Here is a 19,113-nt window from a genome sequence, read left to right as displayed (position 1 = left end):
GCCGATGATCTTCATCGCTGTGTTATGAGCGGAAATCTGATATAGGGCTAGACCCATACAACGCAGGCCGCGTTCCCTGGCGGGAACGCGGCCTAATGGTTCGCGGCACGGGTCGGCGCCCGCGGCGGACGCGGTCGCACGCGACCGGCCCGCGGCTCGGATCAGCGGCCGACCGGCCAGACCATCCGCACCTCGGTGCCGATGCCCTCGTCGACCGGGCGCACCTGGAGGTCCTCGACGAACCCGGCGAGCAGGGCGAAGCCCACACCGGTGGTGAGCGCCTCGTCGGTGAGCGACTCGTCGGCCAGCTCGTCCGGGGGCAGGGCGGCGAGACCGATGCTCGCCTCGATCGGCGCCCGGTCGATCACGCGCACCGCGTACTGCCCGGCGTCGGACATCTCGACCAGCACCGGGTCGGGCAGGCCGTACTGACGGTGCAGGGCGACCGCGCGGGTGCACGCCTCACCGATCGCCAGGCGTACCTCGTCGAGCAGGTCCTCGCGGACGCCGGCGCGGCGGGCGACCGCGACGCCGACCAGACGGGCGGTGCGAACGTGCACCGGCGCCGGCGAGAACGAGAGCCGGACCGTCGCCATCACGCGCCGGCGCCGGTCGCGGCCACCGCCGCGTCGACTGTGGGATGCAGCGGGAAGACCTGGTCCAACGCGGTGATCCGGAAGATCTTGAGCAGCGGCTCCTTGTCGCAGACCAGGGCGAACGTGCCCTCGGCCGACCGCAGCCGCTTGAGGGCGCCCACCAGCACACCGAGCCCGGTGGAGTCGAGGAAGTCGACCCGACCGAGGTCGACCACCACGTGCCGCGCGCCGCCGTCGATGAGTTCGAGGAGCCGCTCGCGCAGACGGGGGGCGGTGTAGACGTCCACCTCACCGCCGACCTCGAGCACCGTGTGCTCCCCCACGGTGCGGGTCGCCAGCGACAGCTCCATCGGTCCCTCCTCGCAAGAGCCGTAAACTCTCCTGGGCATCTAACCACTACCGCCGGAAGACGCAGTGGTCCACCGGCGGCGGCTCCCTCTTACCCCGGAGCCCGGCTTTTCATCTCCGAACACCAGTGCGAGAGTGCAGGACGTGACTTCCGACGGCTTCAGCTCGGCGCGCCTGGCGCCGCGCCACGCCCCGGAGCCGTCCCCGGTCCACCGCCGGCGTTCGCCGGCGGACCTGCTGGTCCGGCTACGGGGTCGCGGCGACGCCGACCCGGTGACCCACGTCGAGCGCGTGCCCGCCCGGGCGGGTGTGCCGGCGCCGTGGCCGCAGTGGGCCCCGGAGGAGCTGCGGGCGGCGTTCGCCCGGCGCGGGGTGGTCGCGCCGTGGCGGCACCAGGCCGAAGCGGCCAGCCTGGCGTACGACGGCCAGCACGTCGTGGTCGCCACCGGCACCGCGTCCGGCAAGTCGCTCGCGTACCAGATGCCGGCGCTGGCGACCCTCCTCACCGACCCCCGGGCCACGGTGCTCTACCTCGCGCCGACCAAGGCGCTCGCCGCCGACCAGCTGCGCGCCGTCGCCGAACTGGAGCTGGAGGGCGTACGCCCCGCCTGCTACGACGGCGACACCCCGCGCGCCGAGCGGGAGTGGATCCGCCGGCACTCACGGTTCGTGCTGACCAACCCGGACATGCTCCACCACGGCATCCTGCCCGGGCACGCGCAGTGGACGGGCTTCCTGCGCCGGCTGACGTACGTGGTGATCGACGAGTGCCACACCTACCGGGGCGTGTTCGGGTCGCACGTCGCGCACGTGCTGCGCCGGCTGCGCCGCCAGTGCGCCCGCTACGGCAGTTCGCCGGTGTTCGTCCTGGCCTCGGCGACGTCGGGGGACCCGGCCACCACCGCCGGTCGGCTCACCGGGCTGCCCGTGGCGGCGGTGACCGAGGACACGTCGCCCCGGGGCGGGGTGACCTTCGCGCTGTGGGAGCCGCCGCTGCTGCCCTCGGCCGACACCTCGTCCGACGCCGTGGACCTCGCGCCGGTCCGCCGGTCCGCGCTGCGCGAGACGGCGGACCTGCTCGCCGACACGGTCGCCGAGGGCGTACGCACCCTCGCCTTCGTCCGCTCCCGCAAGGGCGCCGAGGTGGTGGCGGCCAACGCCCGCCGGGCGCTCGACGAGGCGGTGCCCGGGCTGGGCGAGCGGGTGGCCGCCTACCGCGCCGGCTACCTGCGCGAGGAGCGCCGGGAGCTGGAACGGGCGCTGCTGCACGGCGATCTGCTCGGGCTGGCCTCCACCAACGCGCTGGAGTTGGGTGTCGACCTCGTCGGCCTGGACGCGGTGCTGATCTGCGGCTACCCGGGCACCCGGGCGTCGCTGTGGCAGCAGGCCGGCCGGGCCGGGCGCTCCGGGCAGGAGGCGCTCGCCGTGCTGGTGGCCCGGGACGACCCGCTCGACACCTACCTGGTGCACCACCCGGAGGCGGTCTTCGGGCGGCCCGTCGAGGCGACGGTGCTCGACCCGGCCAACCCGTACGTGCTGGCCCCGCAGTTGGCCTGCGCCGCCGTCGAGGCGCCGCTCACCCCCGCCGACCTGGCGCTCTTCGGTGACGGGGCGAAGGAGGCGGTGCAGGAGCTGGTCGAGGCGGGCGCGCTGCGGCAGCGGCCCACCGGCTGGTACTGGCGACACCGGGAGCGACCCGAGGTGGACCTGCGCGGCGAGGGCGGCGCACCGGTCGTCGTGGTCGAGTCGGCCACCGGGCGGCTGCTCGGCACGGTCGACGGCGGCTCCTCGCACTTCCTGCTCCACCCCGGCGCGGTCTACCTGCACCAGGGCGTCTCGTACGTGGTGGACGACCTGGACCTCGCCGACGGCTGCGCGCTGGTGCACGCCGAGGAGCCGGACTGGTCCACCCACGCCCGGGACGTCACCAACGTCTCGGTGGCGTCGGTCCGCTCGTACGTCGACGCCGGACCGGTCGGCATGTTCCTCGGTGAGGTGGACGTGACCAGCCAGGTCGTGTCGTACCAGCGGCGACGCATCGCCACCGGCGAGGTCATCGACACCCGGCCGCTGGACCTGCCGGTGCGGGAGCTGCGGACCGTGGCCGTCTGGTTCACCCTCTCCCCCGAGTCGCTCACCGCCGCCGGCGTGGAGACGGCCGACGTGCCCGGGGGTCTGCACGCCGCCGAACACGCGGCGATCGGGCTGCTGCCACTCATCGCGACCTGCGACCGCTGGGACATCGGCGGGCTCTCCACCGCCCTGCACCCGGACACCGAGGCGCCGACCGTCTTCGTCTACGACGGCCACCCGGGCGGGGCAGGGTTCGCCGAGCGGGCGTACGGCACGGCGGGCGCCTGGCTGAAGGCCACTCGGGACGCGATCGCCGAGTGCGGCTGCGAGAGCGGCTGCCCGTCCTGCGTGCAGTCGCCGAAGTGCGGCAACGGCAACAATCCCCTCTCCAAGCCGGACGCGATCCGGGTGCTGGACGTGGTGCTGGCGAACCTGCCGGCCTGACCGCCGGCCCGGTGGTCGGTCCGGATGGACAGGCATGGGAGGCGGCTCGGCCGGGAACGATATGGGAGCGCTTCCATCGAAGGTTGCGCATGTCCTCGCCGCTGCCACCCCGAGGAGGAAGTCGTGGCCGACACCATCGCCGAGACCGTCGACCTGCTCTACAACCTCGACCAGGAGAAGCTCACCGTCGACCAGCAGATCGCATTCGCGTCCGCGCTGGCCGCCCTCGCGCAGGCGGAGCGGCTGGACCGGATCGACGAGCGGTTGCGGGCCATTCACCAGGTGCTGCACACCTGGGGGCTGCGCGCCACGGCCGACATCGGCCGATGAGCTGGTCTCGGCTGTGCGAGACTCCGGCGCACACGTCCCCCAAGGAGAACGACAGATGCAACCTGACAACCTGCAGGCTCAGCAGCGGTTCCACATCCGCCAGCGACTGCGCATGATGGTCAACCAGTACGAGGTCCACTCGGTGGCTCCCGACGGCTCCGAGGGTGGGCTGCTGGCCTTCGCCCAGCAGAAGCGGCTCGCCTTCAAGGAGCAGGTGACCATTTACACCGACGACACCAAGCAGCAGCCGCTGCTCGGCTTCAAGGCGCGTCAGCGCCTCGACCTCGGCGCGACGTACGACGTCACCGACGCCGCCGGCAACCCGATCGGCCTGTTCCGTAAGGACTTCGCCCAGTCGCTGCTCCGCTCCACCTGGCACGTCGAGCAGAACGGCCTGCCGCAGGTGACCGGCCAGGAGCGCAGCCTCCCGGTGGCGCTGCTGCGCCGCTTCGTCGACTCGCTGTCCTGGCTGCCGTACCACTTCGACTTCACCGCCGGCGGCCAGCCGGTCTTCTCGGTGGTGAAGAAGTGGGGTCTCCGCGACCGGTACGTCGTCGAGATCCACCAGCCGCAGATCGACCGCCGACTGGTCATCGCGATGTCCGTCGCCCTCGACGCCCTCCAGGCCCGCTGAGGCCACTGTCGACCGATCCGCCCGGGACGCCGCCCCGACCCGCGTCCCGGGCGCGTCCGGCATCGTCGCCACGGGCGGTCGGCATTCTCGCCACGGGCGGTTCGGGACGCGTCGCCCCGCGACGGTCATCCGGTCACCGGGCCAGCGCGGGCGCTGACCGTCGCGACACGGACCAGACCGGGCAGCGGGGCGATCGTCACCTCGACCGTGACCAGCGCGTCGAGGCCGTCCAGCCGACAGGTGACCAGCCGGCCGCCGTTGCCGGCCACAAGGTCGGCGGCCCGGGCGCAGGCGATCGGCTCGCCCTCGATCGCCCGGCCCGCCCCGGCGAGCGCGCCGAAGTCCGCCGCCACCGCCGCCCGCTGGCGGGCCAACTGTGCGGCCGTGACAGCCGCCCCGAAGATCCCGAACAGCACGAACACCAACCCGACGGCGAGCACCAGGACGGTGGCTCCGCCCCGTTCCGTCTCCGCACCGGCGCCACCCGCACCGAAGTCGCACGCAGGTGTCCGGGCTGCGACGAGCCGGCCTGTCGTGCGGCCCCCGGCACGTCGGCTCATCCCCCAACCCTCGGCGCGTCGGCTCATCCCCCAACCCTCGGTACGTCGGCTCATCGTTCGGCCCTCGGCGCGTCGGTTCATCCCCCGTCCCCCGGCGTGTCGGCTCATCGTTCGATTTGCTGGGCGCCGGGCTCGACGGCGGCCACCGCCGACGCGGACACACTGAGGCGGGGCAGTCGCGCACCGAGCGTCCGCACCGGGGCTCGTACGGTGGCGCGGACCTGCTCGCCCTCCACCGAGACCGAGACCTCGGCGCCGGGCGGTGCGCCACGGCCGCCCGCGGAGCCGCCGTCGCCGCCCCGGGAGGCGGCCAGTGCCGCCTCCCGGGCCGCGTGCAGGCAGCCGGCCCGGACCCCGACCGCGTTCACCGCGGTCAGGCCGGTGAGCAGGAGCAGGAGCAGCGCCGGCAGGCCGGCCGCCAGCTCGGCGGTGAACGACCCCCGGTCACGACCGGCCAGCCGGCGCCGGATCACTTCAGCGCCCGGTCGATGACGGCGGTCAACGCGGACTGGACGTTGCCGGAGGTCAGCACCTTCAGCAGGATGCCCGCGAAGGCGACCGCCGCGAGCGTGCCGACGGCGTACTCGGCTGTGTTCATCCCCGCGTCCCCACGCAGGCGGGCGAGCAGTTTGCGCACGTCGTACCCCTTCCTCGATGGTTGTCAGAGCACGTCGCCGAGCACGGCGACGATCACCGGCACCAGGCCGGCGAGAATGAACGCCGGCAGGAAGCAGAGCCCCAGCGGCAGCACGATCAGCACTCCGGCGCGGCGGGCCGACGCCTCGGCGGCGGTGGCACGGTCGGCGCGCAGGTCGTCGGCGAGCCGGGTCAGCGCGCCCGCGAGCGCCGCGCCGCTGTTCGACGACCGGTAGGCGGCGGCCGTCAGCCGCTCCGCCGCCGGCACCCCGTTCAGCGCCGACCACGCCTCCTCGGGCCCGCCGCCGAGCCGCAGCGTGCGGCCGACCCGGCCGAGTCGATCGGCGAGCGGGCCGTCCAGGGCCTCGGCAACCGCCAGCACCGAGCGGTCCACCGGCGCGCCCGCCCGCATGGCCGCCGCCAGCAGGTCTGCCGCGAGTGGCAGGTCGGCCACCTCACGCAGGCGCCGATCCCGGACGGCGGGTGGCTCGACCCGACGGAGCAGGTGGTCGAGCACGGGCGCGGTCGGCGCGGCGGCGAGCAGGCCGACCCACCCGCCGACGACCACCGCCACGGCGATGCCCGCCAGCATCGCCGCGAGGCGGATCACGTCCGGACGCCCGAGCCATCCCGGGCGCGGCGGGTCGGCCGGTTCCCGCTCGAGACGGCGGCCGGGGCGGGTGCCGTGGAGCCGGAGTCGCGCCGGCCGGCTCTCCGCGCCCCGTCCGAGCGCGCGGAGCCGGCGCGCCGGTCGGCGCCGGGCGACGACGAGGAGCAGGGCCGCCGCCACGAGGCAACTCGCGGTGACCGCCGAGGCGGCCATCAGGCGCCCCGGCCGGGCGCGGCGGTGAGCCGTTCGGTCCAGAACAGCCCGGCCGCCTGGAGCACGAGGGTGAGCACCGCGCAGACCGCGCCGACCGGCGTGTGCAGCAGCACCGCCAGCGGATCCACCCCGATGCCGTAGCCGAGCGCGATCCCGCCGAGCGGCAGCGCCGCCAGCAGCCACGCGGTGGCGCGCGCCCCCGCCGCCTGCGCCGTCGCCGCCGCCATCCCCCGGGCGGTCGAGCGGGCATCCGCCTCGATCCGCTCCACCAACTCGGCGAGCGGCGCGCCGGTGCGGTCGGCGAGTCGTACGGCGGCGGACACCAGCCGGTCGAGCCGGTCCGTGCCCTCGGGTGGCTCGGCCGACGACTCGTTCGCCGGCACGGGCGCGGGCAGCCCGGCGCGCAGATCGGCGGCGAGTCCACAGAGCTCGTCCAACCGATGGCGTCTGATCCGCTCGGTGTGCCGGCTCGCCCGCCAGCGGAGCGCCGCCCGGACGCCCAGTGCGCCGTACCCGCCGAGCGCCGCCGCCCCCACCGGGCCGGCGACCAGCCCGCCGATCCCGGCACAGCCCAGGGCCGCCAGGACGAGCATCCGCCGGGGTGACCGGGACAGCCGCACGGACCATCGAGGTCGATCGGACGACGCCGGGCGGGCCTCGTTGCGTTGCCGCTGCACTGTGACGCGCCCGAACGGCGTCCCGCCCAACCCTGCCGGGCCACGCCTGTCGCGTCGACGAGGGGGACGCGTGGGACCCGCTGGACGCGACGGCTGGGTGGGTCCGCCCGCCGGCGCCCCGGGCCACGATGACCGAGAGCCGACGTCCCGTCCGGCCGAGACGTCCCGAGCCACCGCCTCGACGACGCTGTCCGAGGCGGACGCGCGGCTGACGGACGCGCGGCTGACGGACGCGCCGTCGAAGGCGGACCGGTGCGCGGTGGTGGCCGCCTCCGTACGCCCGCCGAGCAGCTCGGACCTCGGCCCGGCGGGACCGCCCGGGGCCCGCCCCAGCCCCAGGACCCATTCGATGAGCGCGTCGTCCGTGGACGCGGCCGGGGAGCCGCCCGAACCCACCGTCACGCGGCGGCGGACCCGGGCGGCGCGCAGCGGCCAGCCGATCAGGACGGCGGCACCGAGCAGCGAGGCGGCCGACAGCCAGATCCCGGTGGTCATGCCGGGCCCGCCGATCCGGGCCACGGCTCGCAGAGGATCGGCGGCACCGTCACACCTCGCTCGGCCAGCAGGGCGGCCAACGGGCGGGCGGCGAGGCCGAGCCCTCGTCCGCGTACCCAGGCGGGCACCACTGTGACCAGCCGCTCGGGCCCTTCGGGGAGCAACAGGCACACCGATTCGAGCACCCGACCCCGGTCGCTGCGGCGCACCTGCACCAGCACCTGGAGAGCGGCCACCACCTGGGCGTGCAACGCGGCCCGGGGCAGCCCGCCGAGCATCCCCAGCGCCTCCAGCCGGGCCGGCACGTCGGACGGGGCGTTGGCGTGCAGGGTCCCGGCACCGCCGTCATGGCCGGTGTTCAACGCGGCGAGCAGGTCCACCACCTCCGCGCCCCGACATTCACCGATCACCAGCCGGTCGGGTCGCATCCGCAGCGCCTGCCGCACGAGGTCGGAGAGCCCGACCACACCCGAACCCTCCACGTTGGCCGTCCGCGCCTGCAACCCGACGACGTGCGGATGCCGTGGCTGCAACTCGGCCGCGTCCTCCACCAGCACGATCCGCTCGGTCGACGGGACCAGCCCGAGCAACGTGTTGAGCAGCGTCGTCTTGCCCGAGCCGGTGCCGCCCGTCACCAGGTACGCGAGCCGCGCCGCCACCACGGCGGACAGCACCGGCGCCACCGGCCGCGGCACCGTCCCGTGCCGCACCAATTCGTCGAGGGTGAACGGCCGCTGCCGGAAGGTCCGCAGCGACAGGTACGGCCCGTCGGTCGCCACCGGTGGCAGCACCGCGTGCAGCCGGGTCCCGTCGGCGAGCCGCGCGTCGGCGTACGGGGAGGCGTCGTCCAGCCGCCGGCCGGCGCTCGCGGTCAGCCGCTGCGCCAACCGGCGCACCTCGTCGACCGAGCCCAGCGGCACCGCCACCTGCTGTAGACCCTGACCCCGGTCGACCCACACGCGGACACCGTTGACCAGCACATCGGTCACCTCGGGGTCGGCCAGCAGCGGCGCGAGCGGCCCGGCACCCACCAGGTCGTCGTGGACCCGGTCGGCCATCCGCAGCACGGCGGTGTCACCCAGGACGGCGGCGGTGGGCTCGGCGCGTACCGCGGAGACGATCGCCGCCGGGGTGACCGGCGTCGCGGTGGCCGCCATTCGCTGCCGCACGCGAACCGTGAGCCCGTCGTCGTCCGGCCGCCGCGTCGACGCCGGGTCCGCCGGGAGCTGCCGCGCCCCCTCGACGCTCATGCCGCACCCGCCCGGGAAGCGCCGGTCAGGTCCCCGACGATCCGCTGGCAGAGCGCGGCCAGCGGACCGCGCCCGGCCGCAGCGGGTGCCTCGCCCCGCTCCAGTCCACGGACGAGGCCCGGCTCCGGGCGCAGAGCGCCGGCCAGCGGAAGCCCGAGCGCCCGCGCCACCTCGGCGGCCTTGAGCCGGCCGGGGGCCGGCCCGCGCACGATGACCGACAGGTCGGCGCAGTGCGGGGCGGCGGTGGCCACCACCCGGGCCGCGGCGGCGGTGGCGCGCAACTCGGCGGGCACGATCACGTACGCCTGGTCGGCGCTCTGCAACGCCGTCACCGCGGCGTCGTCGAGCTGCCGGGGCAGATCGACCACGACGAAGTCACGCCCGCGCCGCGCGGCATCCACGGTGGCCGCCATGGCGGGGGCCGGCAGGGGGAACAGATCGCCGCGGTCCCACGAGAGCACCACCAGGTCACCCCGGCTGGGCAGAGCGCGGACGAGGGCGGGAGCGTCCACCCGGCCGTCCGCGCCGGTGAGCGCCGGCCACCGCAACCCCTCCAACTGCTCCCACCCGAGCACGAGGTCGAGCCCGCCGCCGAGTGGATCGGCGTCGACGAGGAGGGTGCGCAGCCGGGACCGGGCGGCGGTGACGGCGAGCCCACCCGCCAGGACACTCGCCCCGGCGCCACCCCGACCGCCGAGCACCGCGACGATCCGCGCTCCCGCACCCGGCGGGCCCTCGGCGCCGTGCTCGGCGAGGCGGTCGACCAGCCACGGCTCGGCCGCCGGCAGGGTGGCGACGTGCTCGGCGCCGATCAGCTCGGCGACCTGCCAACCGGGGTCGAGCTCGCCGGACCGGCCGACCAGCACCAGCCGTGGCCGGTGCGGCAGCCGGGCCCGCAGGCAGGGCTGCGCCTGGTCGGCGCCGAGCAGCACCAGCGGCGCGGGCAGCCAGCGGGTCCGGGCGGCAGCCGGATCGGGAGCGAGCTCCACCTCCGCGCCGCCGGCGGCGGCGAGCCGGAGCAGGTCGTCGAGCAGGTCGCCGTCGGCGGTGACGACCAGCGGTCGCCGGCCGGGCGACGGGAGTGAGGTACGAGGTGGCATCGCGGCCTCCAGCGGTCGGGCTCAGGTGCTGACCGAGACCCTGCTCGCCGGCGACCCCGTCGGCTGCCCCACCAGGCCCGCCTGTGGACAACCGGGCGGCCTGTGGACAACGCCCGTGGAGGCAGTGGATCTGCTATGCGCGGGATCCCGTTCAGCCCCGGGGATGCAGCTCCACGCCGGTGGCAGCAGCACGACGGGTTCGGCGCGTCCTCGTCGTCACCGCGTGCCGCGTCCGTGACCTTCGATGCCTAACCTGCGGCCATGCGATCCCGCGCGCCGGTTCTCGTAGCGGTGGTGCTGACCATCCCGCTCGCCCTGACCGTGTTCCTCGGCTGCCTCTACACCCTCGTGGGCTTCGCGCCCTCGGAGCCGTGTCCGGGCGACACCGGCGACACGTTCCGGCTGGCCATGGACGCCTACCGTCTCCTCAGCGGGCTGATGCTGCTGACAGCGGTGGCCTCTGTCGTCGTGACCTGGTGGGCGGTCACGCGCCGCAGGAGTCACCCCTGGCCCTGGCTCGCCCTCGCGCTGCTGGGGTTCATCGTCAGTGGCGCACTGGTGCCGGCCATCAACCGGCTGGGTTCCTGCTGAGGCGCGGCCCGGCACGCGCGGGTCGCGCCCAGCTGCCGCTGGCGGAGCTCCCGGAGAAAGGGACGACCCCCGTCGGGGGGAAAGTGACCCGACGTAGCAGCGAGTGTGATCAAGTGCCGTACCGCGTGGTCAGACGCTTCGGTCGTGCCGTCGAGCATGATCGAGTCGGACCACGCGGTACGGCGTTCGCTGACGATCCGCTGATTTCCTACGCCTTGCGCCGTACCGCGGAACCGCCATCAACCGTCACGGGCGCTATCGGCCCGGCGCCGCTCTCGCCGAAGTAGCCAGGCCGGCTTCAACCCCCCAGGCCTGCCGATGTGCTCGCACAGCTCGCGTCGACGGTAGCCACCAGGAATGCCGCGCCCAACAGCCATCCAGAACGCCTTGGCCTCGCCCAGGTGCCCGCTGCCGGTGTACCAATGCAGTCCTGGATTCTCCTCACGGAGCGCCCACAGGGCCACCGAAGCAAGGCCCTGACGCTGGTATTCCTCGGCGGTGTATGGCTTGTCGACCCAGGCTGTCCGGCAGTGCGGGCACACGATGTATTCGACGGCAAAGGCGAACTCCCCGTTGAGGGTCGCCTGCCGGCACCGCCAACCGAAGTACCTGCCTGACGCGGTGTCCTGCCAGGGCGTGTCGAGGGTCGGGAGCTGGCCGACCGAGTAGCGTGGGCGCTTGTCGATCCGCCCACGTGTGGCGTGGTACAGGGCATCGCGAAGTGGAGCCCGCCCAGACCATCGACCAACGCCGGTGAGCGCTTGGTCGCAAAGCCGCCGGACGGCTCGCCGAACCTCTTCCGTCACAGACCCAACGCTATCGGCAGCGTGGCGTGCACTCTAGGTACCGAAGCGGTCCGCCTTCGCCCGCCAGAAGCTCAGTTTGGAAGATCGTTCTCTGCTGACCTGATCTGTCCGGAACGCCTGGTCAGCGATGTTGCCGTGCTGCCCGGTCATGACCGCTACAGACCGTCGGGGACACCGGCTACTGGCACGTAGCTGGCACGGCTGCGCATGGGCGCGGTTGTCCGGCGGCGTACGGCTCACCGCCCCCGGCCTTCGGGCCGGGGGCGGCTTGCTGTGTCGGCGGCTTTCCGCGCGCCTGGACCCCGCTATCCGGTGGCAAGCCGCGAAGCGGCGCGGCAGCGATCGCCCTGCCCTCGGCGGTGCTCGGGGCTTCCGCGATCGTCACGGCCCTGCTCGGCCGGCAGACGCCGGACGCGGCCAATCCACGACAGGGCATTCCGAGGCCCCGGACTCCGGGCATCCCTGGTCGTCGCGCAGCTCCTGCCACTCTTCGTAAGCTCGATAGACCCTGCGCAGGCTGTCGTGTTCCTCTCGAAGCGCAAGGAACTCGTCCAACAGGGAGAACAGCGCGTCGAAGGCTCTGCGATCAGTCTCGGGGTCCAGCTCGCGTGGGTTCTTCGGACCGACTGGCTCGGTGAGCCTGAGGACGAGGTGCGGCCAGAAGACGTTCGACCCGCATCCCACCCGTGTGACGAGCCATTCTTGGAAGCCAGTCAGGATCGCCTCGTCGGCAACGTGGCACCCGAGCACGAAGGCGGCGCCTGAGCTGAAGTCAGGCCGAAGCAGATACATCAGGGGCCGCTTGTGCACGGATGCGAACAACTCGCGGTGGCGTCGGATCGTCGACTGCATCGTGACAGTCTCCACCGCCGTCTTCAGATCCACGTCCCGGCGCAGGGTGCCGCCCGACCTACTGGCATCGACTCCTCGAACTGACTTCGGGACCGATGGCCCGCCGCGCCGGCCGATGCCGGCCGGAGGCCGCCAGCAGGCCGAGTGCGGCGGGCGGGCCGCGCTTGCGCGGCCCCTTGATCCTGAAGAGACTGTTTCGGCAGCATGGGGCGTCGGCGCTGGTCCCGTCAGGGGACATGCTGGCACTCGCGTCCCGCCAGACGCTTAACAGGCTTGGGAAGGCACCGATGGCGACCCGCAGTGAATGGGCTTCGGGTAGCGCCTGTCGCGTCGCTCATCGGCCCCGCGGCAGCCCGAGGTGCCCAGGAGTGGGAAGAACATTTCCCAGGCGAGGACATAGCGCATCCACGGCAGCCGCATCAGGACGCTGCCCTGAGGGTGCCTACTGGCGAGGATCTGCCGACGTCTCGTCTACGAGTCCTGGGCGTGCGGGCCGGCCCGACTGCCCGTGGCCGATGTCGGACTGTTGTCCGGCAGGGCCTCGCCTGGTGCCGTCGTACGAACCGGATGCTGCCAACGCTTCTGTCAACGTTGGAAGCCAAACGTGTCAGCATTCCGACCGTTGAGGGTTATGACGCGGCACTGTACCGTCCTTGTGACCTGACATTGGGGAGAAGCGGGCACCATGCGACCAGGAATCTTTGCGAGCTTTGTCGCATTCGGCCTTGTTGCCCTTCTTTTCATGGACCCAGACGGTGGCCCCTTTGCCGTAACGAGCGGGTTTGTAACCGGGGCAGCAATCCCTTTGATCGACGCAGTGATTCAAAATCGGCGATGGCTAAGAATTTTTTGGCTTTCTCTCATCTACCGCAGGCAGACGATCCGGCTATCGATCTCGTATCTCTATAGAATCAAGGTTGATGGGCTCTACCTATTAACTAAAGGGAAGCGCTTCAGCACTTATGTGCCCGTTGGCGGCGTCTACAAATACGCTGAATCGGCAAAGCGACATCTTGACCAACTGGGAATTCTGACCGACGACTTAATTCCTGTAGACGAATCAAGCAAAAACGATCTCAGGGTTCGAGTTCCCGGAAAAAACCTCGTTGCGTTCTTTCGATGGTTCGAGTCGGGCGAGTCCAGGGAGACTTCTCCGTGGCGTGAGTTTTGGGAAGAATTGGTCGACGAAGGCGTCGTTTCCGCTGACGCTTTCCCTTGGATCTTCGAGCGTAGGATTCGACGGCATGTGACACCCATGCGCTACAGCACATTTGCGCAGAGCCGGGAAATCCTTGTGGCAGATATATATGAGCTAGAAGCAACCCCTGAGCAAGTCAAAGAACTCGAACTCCTGCGGAGTTCCGGAAACCCTTCAACGATTTGGGCGGATGCCGACCAAATTAGGCGACGTGGCGTAGTCCCTGGCAAGAAGCAAGAGTATGAGATTGGCGAGCCCGCTGAATGGGTTCTATAAGTAATTCGATTGGTCAGCTCGGCGGGGTGATGTAAGTTGTGGCTTCCGAAGATTGATCTAAGAGCTACTCTATCAACGAGTCATCAGGACCTTCTCGGCGACTGGTACCGGGATCCATGGGGATGGCCAGAGATTGACTGGGTGATTAAGCATCAGCCCTCCATTCTTCAAGCTCGCCTGAATGGCCGAGGTGCCGCAGCCTCCTGCTTGGTTGACGTGCCGAAGGAAAACTTCGCAACTCGCCCCGCGGTGGTGTTGGACCCGATTGATCGGCTGGCTTACCAGGCAATAGTCGGAAGAGTCAGCAAAACCCTGATCGGGCGGCTTAACCCAAATGTCTTCGGGTGGAGGTTGCCCCGCACTAATCCAAGGCCAGGGAAGTACGCTCGCAATGACCGCGAGTGGGAGAAATATCGCACACACATTAGTGAGTTGGCGAACCAATATGACGCCGCCTTGAAGACAGATGTTGTCTCATGTTTCGCCAGCATTCCTGTTGATCGACTGTGCGCCCAAATTGAACAGCGACTGAGCTCCGCTGGCCTCGACATCGAAGCAGACCGCCTGAATTCATTCTTGCAGTCTTGGGATAAGGTTCCTGGCCGATCCGGGATACCCCAACGCTGCCAAGCGTCCTCCGTGCTCGCGAATTTTTATCTTTCTCGCATAGACGACGTGTTGGTTGACGTAAGCAAGGAAAGATGGCCCAGCAAAGGCGGTGCACGCAGTTTTGCGCGATGGATGGACGATATCTGGATCTTCGGTGATGATGCGGGCCAACTGAGGTTGGCTCAAATCGAGATCCAAAAGGCGTTAGCGCCAATGGGCCTACACCTTAACGTGGCCAAAACGAAACTACTTGAAGGTAGCGCCGTCGTCGAGCAGGTCTTAAAACTGGAGCATAGTGCAATCGACGAAGGCTTAGCTTCATCCCCGACTGACACAGGCCCGCTGAATGCACTAATTAGAAAGATCGTTGAAGACAGGGAAACTGCTAATCGAACCACTGTCAGGTTCGTTGCGGAGAGGATGAAGACACATAAGCGTTTCCGGAAGCTGAAATCGATTCAAGATGTGTCACATCGGATGCCGCATGTCGCGGATCATCTTGGCCGCCTCTTCCGAGACTCAAGGCGGGCGGTCAGGATGCAAGACTGGTTTCTCGATTATCGCAGCTCGCCGTGGGGAAAGGTAGAATGGCCCGTTGCGCAATTCGCGACGATGTTCCCGTCTGAACGGAAATTGATGTCGAAGGGCCTGATCGACCACCTAGCAAACGAACTTGCCGGGAACGCGAAGAGCCTGCCATTGCTTGCGCTTGCTGCACAGCGCCTGGCAGCTTGGAGTCCTCGCGTGGCAATTCAAGCCATTGAGGCCGCGATCCAGCGGGTTAGCGGTCCGTTGGAGCGTCGCGTCCTGGCGCTAGCTGGCCTCAACGCTGGGGCTCCTACGTCCCAGGTACAACAGTGGCTCACTGACTTCCCGGAGAATGCGGTCACCGTAAATATGCTCAACGAGATGTCCTTCGTACCTCTCGCATACGAGCTGGATTTTGCAGGTGACTGAACCTGACGGCTTCTGCAGGCAGGTCCACTGGTGTGGTGCCTCCGGGTACCCACGCTTGTCCGCGGCGTCCGTCTCGATCGTCACCCCCAGTCGGTTCACGCAGTACCTCGCGGCACAGAAGTCAACCTCAGCCGCTCCATGCTAGATCCGCGGTACCTTCGGCGCCCATCCTCGATTGACAACTACCTCTTCCATAATTGCCTCACCGTTCTTCAGTGACAGCCACTGTTCAGCTAATGCAACCCACGCACTTGGATATTTAGCGGGATTCCCAAGGATCGGCTCGACGAGTTCTGACCTAGGGCGAGTTATGCCGCTTGGCATCTTCACGCCGCAATATGGGCCGATAACAGCCAGCGCATCAAGCAGGGTCTCGCTCCGACCCCTCATTAGTCTCACGGTGATAGCCCGGGCAACGGCCCATGCTGTAGCGTCCGGCCGCGCAAGCTGCGCCAAACCATCATCGCTCAAGGGCTCTAGCGGGTCGAAGTGATGCAGGCTGGCAGCAAAATGAGTCACGAGCAGACCGGTTCGCGGTGACCGTATCCCTACAGCAGCCAACGTCTTGGACCCCAGCCGCCGCGTTATTCCTGAAACACCTAGCCGGCTAGAGGAAGCAGCGACCGCCAAGAATTCGTTCATGGTTGCCCCTGCGAGGACCCCGTCGATCCGATCCATGAGCTCAATTACGAGGTCTTCTTTAGCGGTGGCCAAAAGCGCCAAGGCCCAAGTCCGCCGGGACAGGGAATCCTCGTACCTGTCATGGCTGTCTTTCCACCATTGCGAGTCTCGGCGGCGACGCACCTCTAGTACGAAAGTTCCGTAGTCGACGTTTGCGCCGAAAGGCTCCCCATTGGGATCAAATGAGCCGGAACCAATTCTGTCCGGTGCCGCGGCACCAATAACGGCGATCTCGGCTGCCAGCCAACAAGGTCCGTGTATACGGGAGATTTCTCTAGCCGGATTCTGCCACGGCTCGGTCGTGCCCTTCTGACCCTTGCCACGCGCATTAGCAGCCCTCTTAAGCCGCGCATACCTCTGGTCGATGCTAACAAGTTCATTCCAGGCGGATGATCGCGAGGATCGGTCCGAGGGCGTAGTCCGAAGATGCCCCGACGACAATTGAGGGATTTCCCGGCCTTGCTCTACGAGCTGCAAATACCACTGTGGCCGAGTGGCACGCAACAAACTGCCGGCCATGCTAGAGCTGGACGTAGATATATCGGAGCACCAACCGTCAAGCACTGCTTGAAGTAGCGCCTTTTCTTGCTCGGACCCTGGGTCCGGAGATGCTCCAACAGATAGGGCGGCCTGGCACGACTCAGGGTCGTCAAGGCGCAACCTGTTGGCGTCGGGCGGCAGTACTCGCGGAACGCCAAAGCGACCACCTATACTGAGCCAAGCCGTCTCCGTCGGCGTTCCAATCGCCGCTCGCATCTGCGGCAACCACCACGACACGAAGGCTTTCTGTTCGAGCGGTAGATGCCGGCGCAAAAACAGCGCCCTGACTAAGGATATGGGACTGGCAGGGGCGGACTGGATATCATGTAGAAGCAGTGCCGTCATGTCGTCGCCGCCCGACTTGGGGCTCAAGCGAGGGAAGTTTGTCGAGGCTTCTCCGGCGCTTGTTATCAGTTGCAAGCTCAGATCGTCCACAAGAAGACGTACGACGTCACGCTGCACCGGGGTCTTGTTGGCAAAAATGCCATCGTTGACCAGAGTCCAGATGGCTACACGTTCCTGGAGTGGGTGACGTCGCGCGAGTAGCACATCCTCTAGCCCGTACCGCAGGCTGGCGAGCTCGTTAGGATTAGCGAAGCCGGCATAGAACCTGGCCGTGTTCAGCCAATATGGCCGCACCACGAGTTGCCCCAACACCTCCTGCTTAGGAAGTGGATCTCGAAGGTCTTGCCCAGCAAACTCTGCCAGGAATTTCGCCGCGAAGTACTCCCGAACGGGCTGAACAGCGAATTCGAACGTGCCTTCATCTTTACTGGTCAGAGCCCAGAATCGGTCGGTGACAGCACGGAAGAGGTCCGAGACTTGGTTGCTCGGCCCTTCAGTACGACGGAAGTAGATGTAGACGGTTGTCTCAATGTTTTCTTGGGTCATCCGGCCCGCGCCGGGATCCGTCTCCACGCCGGACTGCATGTGCCAGCCAAGGAAGGAGGTTACCTCGGTGACACGAGGGACCTGGTCGCGTTCAATTTGCTTCCTGTCCACCTCCCGGCTAAGAAGAGTTTCCATATAGTCCGTGTAGAGCGGCGTGCGTGATACTGGGACCGCTTCCCCCTTCCTGCTTATCAGGAAGAGAAGAATGGTCAACTGCATGGGATTGTCGGCCAATTGTGCGATGTGGTCAATAGCCGTTCGGCTTTGGAATGTGCGATGCAGCTTCCGCCGCGCGACTCCGTGAATTTGATTTGCGTCGGCCCATTTATTGACGAACTCTCGCTGAAGTTGCTGCGTCAGTGGTTCAAGACGGAGCGTCTGGAAGATGTCCTTGTCGGGCTCTGGAAGGGCAGAAGCATTGGGACGGGAAGTAACCAGAACCTGAAAGCGACGTGTGCCGGCCTCAGCGCCCATCCGGGTCGAGGTAATGTTGATTTGCTCGACCACGACATTGCGCAAGCTTGGGTCAGCCACCTCATCTAGGCCGTCAAGCACCAGCAACGTAGGATAGCGAGCCAGCAGGCTCTGCACGTGTTCGACCGTAACAAGCCTGCCACCGCTTAGCGCCGAGCAGAAGGCCGCCAGGAAAAGGTCCAGGCTCCGCTGGTCTTTCCTGCGCAACTTCGGCTTTTTGGGCGGCTCATCGTCGCCGAACGGATCGTGGCCGGAAAGCCATTCAGCATATTCCTTTAAGTCGACGCGCAATGGCAGCTTCGGGTCAGCAATGGACTCATGCGGCGGCCTCTTGTCGCCGAGCATATCGCCAGGCAGAATTGCTGCCCGGTGAACCTGGCAAAGGTACTGGCCAAGCGTTGACTTGCCCTGCCCGGGGACACCGAGAAGATACGTGAGCGGAACCGTTGTTTTCAACATATAGTCAACGGCTCCGGCTCCCTCATGGATTCGACGGTCGTGTGAACTGACGAATCGGTCAACGGCGTTACGAGGTGCAGTCTGTTGCGATACCCTGACGTCGACGAAGAAGTCAACGAGGTTCACCCGGTCCATTTCGACCTGGGAGAACTTGATTCTAGAGTCGTCCCGCCACTGAGTTGCCATTACCTGCAGCAGAGTGTCCCGCATCTTGGCGGCGTCGCCGGAGACTTGGGACCCGTGAATGAGGTAGCGCATTGCTTCCGTGCCGGCGAGCATTTCCTGATAAGACCATTTGATTGAGTCTGGCGCAGCATCAACCTCCGCATCGATGTCGGCCTGCCACCAGCACTCAATGGGAATGCCGAATTCCTCGCTATAATCTCTCAGATCCTCGTTTAACTTCTGGATACTTCCAGTCCGCCTCGCCGTCGTAGTGCCTGCTACGGACGTCATTAGCACATAGCGTGATATCCGCCCCTGCTCTACGAGACGGGCGATGTTGGCTCGCTCCCTCTCAATCGCGGCCTTCAGCCATTGGTTTGGGTCTTGCTGGACCTTACTTGTCCATTTTACTTGGTAGACAATGGAGCCTTCCGATATTGCGTCGACACCCTCGTCGGCCATGCCGACTGGGAAGCACTGTACCGGATCATATTTGAGCCTCAATAGGGCGCCGCAAAGTTGCTGGAACTGCTTCTCACTGAGTCGCCAGTAGAGGTACTTGAAGGAGTTGCCAGGCTGCTCGGTAGGCTGCCTCCGACGCGCTTTGGGGATGGCTGATAGAGGCGGGCTCCTGCGCTGGTCGGTAGT

General features: G+C 68.3%; 17 protein-coding genes. 6 read left to right on the top strand and 11 right to left on the bottom strand.

The window, feature by feature from the left end:
• Positions 1-161: 161 nt before the first annotated feature.
• Positions 162-599 carry an ATP-binding protein gene (locus tag ACIBTV_RS06885; RefSeq protein ID WP_396703062.1) on the bottom strand — a complete coding sequence of 146 codons (438 nt, stop codon included), beginning with the start codon at positions 597-599 and terminating at the stop codon, positions 162-164.
• Positions 596-946: an STAS domain-containing protein gene (locus ACIBTV_RS06880; RefSeq protein ID WP_091593163.1), complete on the bottom strand. Its 351-nt coding sequence runs from the start codon at positions 944-946 to the stop codon at positions 596-598. The genes ACIBTV_RS06885 and ACIBTV_RS06880 overlap by 4 nt, the downstream gene beginning before the upstream one ends.
• A 142-nt stretch (positions 947-1,088) precedes the next feature.
• Here ACIBTV_RS06880 and ACIBTV_RS06875 point away from each other — a divergent pair, with 142 nt between their 5' ends.
• From ACIBTV_RS06875 to ACIBTV_RS06865, 3 genes are all read left to right on the top strand, one after another.
• Positions 1,089-3,461 carry a DEAD/DEAH box helicase gene (locus ACIBTV_RS06875; RefSeq protein WP_396703061.1) on the top strand — a complete coding sequence of 791 codons (2,373 nt, stop codon included), beginning with the start codon at positions 1,089-1,091 and terminating at the stop codon, positions 3,459-3,461.
• A gap of 123 nt (positions 3,462-3,584) precedes the next feature.
• A complete protein-coding gene (locus ACIBTV_RS06870) occupies positions 3,585-3,791 on the top strand; it encodes a hypothetical protein (protein ID WP_396703060.1) in 207 nt (68 codons plus the stop codon).
• A 55-nt stretch (positions 3,792-3,846) separates the two neighbouring features.
• Entirely contained in the window at positions 3,847-4,425 is a 579-nt protein-coding gene (locus tag ACIBTV_RS06865; protein ID WP_396703059.1) for a hypothetical protein, read from the top strand.
• Positions 4,426-4,550: 125 nt separating this feature from the next.
• Here ACIBTV_RS06865 and ACIBTV_RS06860 read toward each other — a convergent pair whose 3' ends face one another.
• From ACIBTV_RS06860 to ssd, 7 genes are all read right to left on the bottom strand, one after another.
• Positions 4,551-4,985, bottom strand: coding sequence for an Rv3654c family TadE-like protein (locus tag ACIBTV_RS06860; protein ID WP_396703225.1), 435 nt, complete (start codon positions 4,983-4,985; stop codon positions 4,551-4,553).
• A gap of 104 nt (positions 4,986-5,089) precedes the next feature.
• Positions 5,090-5,458 carry a TadE family type IV pilus minor pilin gene (locus ACIBTV_RS06855; protein WP_396703058.1) on the bottom strand — a complete coding sequence of 123 codons (369 nt, stop codon included), beginning with the start codon at positions 5,456-5,458 and terminating at the stop codon, positions 5,090-5,092.
• Complete coding sequence (locus tag ACIBTV_RS06850) at positions 5,455-5,583, bottom strand: DUF4244 domain-containing protein (protein WP_208418639.1); 129 nt, start codon at positions 5,581-5,583, stop codon at positions 5,455-5,457. Before ACIBTV_RS06850 ends, ACIBTV_RS06855 begins: the two co-directional genes overlap by 4 nt.
• A 63-nt stretch (positions 5,584-5,646) precedes the next feature.
• Positions 5,647-6,444 carry a type II secretion system F family protein gene (locus ACIBTV_RS06845; RefSeq protein WP_396703057.1) on the bottom strand — a complete coding sequence of 266 codons (798 nt, stop codon included), beginning with the start codon at positions 6,442-6,444 and terminating at the stop codon, positions 5,647-5,649.
• Positions 6,444-7,616 (bottom strand): type II secretion system F family protein, encoded by a 1,173-nt coding sequence (locus tag ACIBTV_RS06840; protein WP_396703056.1) that lies wholly within the window; start codon positions 7,614-7,616, stop codon positions 6,444-6,446. The genes ACIBTV_RS06845 and ACIBTV_RS06840 overlap by 1 nt, the downstream gene beginning before the upstream one ends.
• Positions 7,613-8,866 carry a TadA family conjugal transfer-associated ATPase gene (locus ACIBTV_RS06835; protein ID WP_396703055.1) on the bottom strand — a complete coding sequence of 418 codons (1,254 nt, stop codon included), beginning with the start codon at positions 8,864-8,866 and terminating at the stop codon, positions 7,613-7,615. The genes ACIBTV_RS06840 and ACIBTV_RS06835 overlap by 4 nt, the downstream gene beginning before the upstream one ends.
• A complete protein-coding gene (gene ssd / locus ACIBTV_RS06830) occupies positions 8,863-9,966 on the bottom strand; it encodes a septum site-determining protein Ssd (RefSeq protein ID WP_396703054.1) in 1,104 nt (367 codons plus the stop codon). The genes ACIBTV_RS06835 and ssd overlap by 4 nt, the downstream gene beginning before the upstream one ends.
• Before the next feature lie 261 nt (positions 9,967-10,227).
• Here ssd and ACIBTV_RS06825 point away from each other — a divergent pair, with 261 nt between their 5' ends.
• Complete coding sequence (locus ACIBTV_RS06825) at positions 10,228-10,557, top strand: hypothetical protein (protein ID WP_396703053.1); 330 nt, start codon at positions 10,228-10,230, stop codon at positions 10,555-10,557.
• A gap of 1,187 nt (positions 10,558-11,744) precedes the next feature.
• On the opposite strand, the gene ACIBTV_RS06820 is transcribed toward ACIBTV_RS06825, so the two are convergent.
• Positions 11,745-12,248 carry a hypothetical protein gene (locus tag ACIBTV_RS06820; protein WP_396703052.1) on the bottom strand — a complete coding sequence of 168 codons (504 nt, stop codon included), beginning with the start codon at positions 12,246-12,248 and terminating at the stop codon, positions 11,745-11,747.
• Between the two features lie 652 nt (positions 12,249-12,900).
• Here ACIBTV_RS06820 and ACIBTV_RS06815 point away from each other — a divergent pair.
• Entirely contained in the window at positions 12,901-13,689 is a 789-nt protein-coding gene (locus tag ACIBTV_RS06815; RefSeq protein ID WP_396703051.1) for a hypothetical protein, read from the top strand.
• A 141-nt stretch (positions 13,690-13,830) separates the two neighbouring features.
• Positions 13,831-15,255 carry a reverse transcriptase domain-containing protein gene (locus tag ACIBTV_RS06810; RefSeq protein ID WP_396703050.1) on the top strand — a complete coding sequence of 475 codons (1,425 nt, stop codon included), beginning with the start codon at positions 13,831-13,833 and terminating at the stop codon, positions 15,253-15,255.
• 141 nt (positions 15,256-15,396) lie between these two features.
• On the opposite strand, the gene ACIBTV_RS06805 is transcribed toward ACIBTV_RS06810, so the two are convergent.
• Positions 15,397-18,927: an NACHT domain-containing protein gene (locus tag ACIBTV_RS06805; RefSeq protein WP_396703049.1), complete on the bottom strand. Its 3,531-nt coding sequence runs from the start codon at positions 18,925-18,927 to the stop codon at positions 15,397-15,399.
• Positions 18,928-19,113: the final 186 nt, after the last annotated feature.

Source organism: Micromonospora sp. NPDC049366, from assembly GCF_044466625.1.
Taxonomy (GTDB): Bacteria; Actinomycetota; Actinomycetes; order Mycobacteriales; family Micromonosporaceae; genus Micromonospora.
Note: the sequence above shows the minus strand (reverse complement) of the source record. Positions and strands in the feature narration are given on the sequence as shown.